The sequence below is a fragment of the Peterkaempfera griseoplana genome, assembly GCF_001418575.1.
Lineage (GTDB): Bacteria > Actinomycetota > Actinomycetes > Streptomycetales > Streptomycetaceae > Peterkaempfera > Peterkaempfera griseoplana.
On sequence record NZ_LIQR01000445.1, the window covers coordinates 1 to 3,076 of the forward strand.

The 3,076-nt window shown below is 74.7% G+C and carries 3 protein-coding genes and 1 pseudogene; 2 read left to right on the forward strand and 2 right to left on the reverse strand.

The window, feature by feature from the left end; genetic code table 11:
* Both AOK09_RS29245 and AOK09_RS29250 read left to right on the forward strand, forming a co-directional pair.
* A pseudogene (locus AOK09_RS29245) lies at positions 1-881 on the forward strand (hypothetical protein); the annotation flags it as partial.
* Between the two features lie 62 nt (positions 882-943).
* Positions 944-1,189, forward strand: a complete 246-nt coding sequence (locus tag AOK09_RS29250) for a hypothetical protein (protein WP_245687527.1) — start codon at positions 944-946, stop codon at positions 1,187-1,189.
* Between the two features lie 105 nt (positions 1,190-1,294).
* On the opposite strand, the gene AOK09_RS29255 is transcribed toward AOK09_RS29250, so the two are convergent.
* Together AOK09_RS29255 and AOK09_RS29260 are read right to left on the reverse strand one after the other, a co-directional pair.
* Positions 1,295-1,519 carry an FmdB family zinc ribbon protein gene (locus AOK09_RS29255; RefSeq protein ID WP_055590253.1) on the reverse strand — a complete coding sequence of 75 codons (225 nt, stop codon included), beginning with the start codon at positions 1,517-1,519 and terminating at the stop codon, positions 1,295-1,297.
* A gap of 122 nt (positions 1,520-1,641) precedes the next feature.
* A complete protein-coding gene (locus AOK09_RS29260) occupies positions 1,642-2,949 on the reverse strand; it encodes a coiled-coil domain-containing protein (protein ID WP_322973219.1) in 1,308 nt (435 codons plus the stop codon).
* Positions 2,950-3,076 lie beyond the last annotated feature (127 nt).

A 3,076-nucleotide genomic window follows, 5' to 3' on the forward strand; every position in this document is an offset into this window, starting at 1 on the left:
GCGTTCCCCCCGCCGCCCCCATCGCCGCCGTGCTCGGCGGGCTGGCCGCAGGCGTCCTGCCGTGGGTCGCCGAGGCAGAACTGCGATTCGGCGGCCTGCGCGAGCGTCTCCACCAGGCCCAGCAGATCCAAGGCGGTACCCGGCTCACCTTCACCCTCCCCGAGGTGCTCGCCTCGGCCGACGGCCCGCTGCTGTGCCGTCCCTGCTCCGCCCCGCTCACCGCCCTGGTCTCCCCGGCTGCCCTGTGGTGGTGGGCGCTCCTCGCCTGCGCCGGGCTCGGCACCGTCGCGGCACACCGCCGCGGCAGCCCCGCCACCGCGTGGCTGCCGCTCGCCGTGGCCGCGTCCACCGCGGCCACGTACACGTTCCTCATCGACTACACCGCGCCCCGGTTCCTGCTGCCCTCCTATGCGCTGCTGGCCCTCCCCGCCGCCGCGGGCATGCTGTCGCTGCTGCCGGCCGTCCGGCCCCGGCCGCCACTGCGCACAGCACTGCTGGTAATGCTGCTGGTCGGGTACGCCGCCGTGCAGACCGTCGTCCTCCACCGCACCGTCCGCGTGCAGACCGCGGCCCGCGGCGACTGGGCGGAACTGGCGACCGCCCTCCACCGGGCCGGGGTCTCCCCGCCATGCGTGATCACCGGAACCGAGGCCATCCCCGTGGCGTACTACACGCGCTGCCGCGCCCTGGAGGTGCAGGGCAACAACGCCAACACCACTGAGGCGGCGCTCCTGGCCGCCTCCCACCGGGTGCCCACCGCCATGGTGCTGCGCGGCTACGCCCCACCCCCCTGGGCGCGGAACTGGCCGGCCACCCCCCTGCGCACCGGCTACCGGCAGGGGTGGCGGATGCTCCTCCCGCCCTGGACGCCGCGACACTGAACCCCGGCACCCGGCAGGCCACCCGGGATGCGGATTCCGCACGGCCGTCCCAGGCTGGTGCCATGAGCAGGAAGAGTCGGACATCCGTCGCCCAGGCCCAGCGCGAAGTCAGGATCGGGCGGCTCGACCTCGACAGCCGCTACCGGTTGGTCAGCTTCGACGGCAGCCACTGGGAGCCCATGGAACGCGAGGAGTTCGAGGCCCGCGTGCGCATGGAGATGCCCGGGGTCGACCCCCACGACCCCGAGCAGATCAGGTGGGACGACCACCCCTGGGAGTGGCCCGCCTGGCATCCCGGAGAAGCCTGACCGCAGACCGCAGACCGCAGGCAGACCGCTGATTGCAGAAACCGCAGACCCGTGGGACGTGCCGGCCTGACCGCAGGGACAGGAGGACAGGCCGGCACACACGGGTCAGCCGCAGCAGCCCCCGCCGCAGCAGCCCCCGCCGCCGGAGGCCGGAGCGGACGCCGCAGCTCCTCCGCCGGACGCCGTGCCGGTCACGGCGACGGTGGAGAGCAGCTTCACGGTGTCCTCGTGGCCCTGCGGGCACAGCGCCGGGGCGTTGGCCTGGGACATGGGACGGCGCAGCTCGAACGTGGCGCCGCAGGAGCGGCAGCGGAAGTCATAACGAGGCATGTCAGACAGCGTACCCAGCACCCCCGACGCAGTAGGGCGCCGACCGCGACCACATCCCAGAACCCCTGCGCGGTCGGCCCGGGCCCCGACAGCCCCCGCCGCACCGCCCGGCCTCGCCTGGTTCAGTGGCCGGAACCCAGCTCCCCGCGGATCTGCTGCACCACCTGCGCCGCGGTCTCCCGGACCGCGGCCATCTCCTGCAGAAAGCGCCAGTAGTCCGGATGCCGCCCGGTGAGCCCCTCCACCGCCCGGTCCAGCCGCCCCACGGCGGCGTCCAGCGGCCCGGCATGCCGCGGGTCCGGCGCACTGCGACCCGTCATCGCCAGCCGCTGCGCATCCCGCACCGCGAAACGCGTACGTTCGATCTCCGCCTTGGGATCCCGCTCCACCTCGGTCAGCTGCCGCAGCCGCTCACCCACCGCGGCCACCGCCCCGTCCGAGGTGTTCAGCAGCGCCCGGGCGGTACCCAGGGCGGCCGTGGCATCCGCCCACCGCTGACCGTCCCGCGCCGCAGCTGCCTCGTCCAGCCGGGCGCGAGCCGCCTTCACCGACTCCGCCGTCTGCTGCGGCACCCGCTGGAGATCCTGCCAGCACTCCGAACTGAACCGCCGCCGCAGCTCGCTCAGCGTCGGCTCCACCGTCCCCGCCTTGGTCTCCAGCGCCTCCATCCGGGTACGCAGGCTCACCACCCGGCGGTCGATCTCCCGTGCCCGCTCCGGCAGATGCTCGGCCTCCCCGCGCACCGCCTCCGCGCGCCGCATCACCTCACCGGCCCGCTGCAGTGTCTCCTGCACCCCGTGCCGCCCCGCACCCTCGTTCAACAGGGTCAGCTCCGGGCCGAGCGCCGCCAGCTGCCGCGCCGGCTCGTCCGCCCGCAGCCCCGCCTCCCGGACCGCGTCCAGCGCGGCCGTCGCCGCCAGCAGCGCCTGCTTCGCCCGCTCCACCGCCGGGGCCACCTGCGCCAACTGCGTCTCCGCCCGGCTGAGCAGCGGCTCCAACGTCCGGTGGTACTTCTCCAGCTCGTCCTTCATCCGCAGCAGCTGCTGCCGCGACTGCTCCAGCTCCCGGCGCGCCCGCGCCGCCACCCCCGTGTCCAGCTCCGCCGCATCCAGGTCGTGCGCATCCAGGGCCGCGATGTACGCCCCACTGGTCTCATCGACCCGCCGCGACAGCTCGTCGAACTCGGCGACCGCCCGCCGCGCGATCGGCGACGAGTCCACCGCCTTCACGGTCTCCACCGAGATGCGGACGTCCCGCTGGGCCGAGTCCAGCTCGTAGAAAGCCTGCGCGGCGGCGTCCCTGGCCGCCTGCGCGTCCGCCCGCATGTTCTCGTTGCGGCGCCACCACGGGCGCGTACCGCCACCCGCGAACGACCCCGGCAGCGCCGCGACCCCTACGGCGGCCACCACCACCCCGGCCCCCACCTGCACGGCCAGCTCACCCAGCGCAGACCTGCGGCGCCCCCGCGTGATTCCCGCCGTCACATCGCACTCCCGCTCGCCCACGCCCGGCACCCAGGCACCCCGCCCGTACGGCAGCTGTCTCTTATACACATGC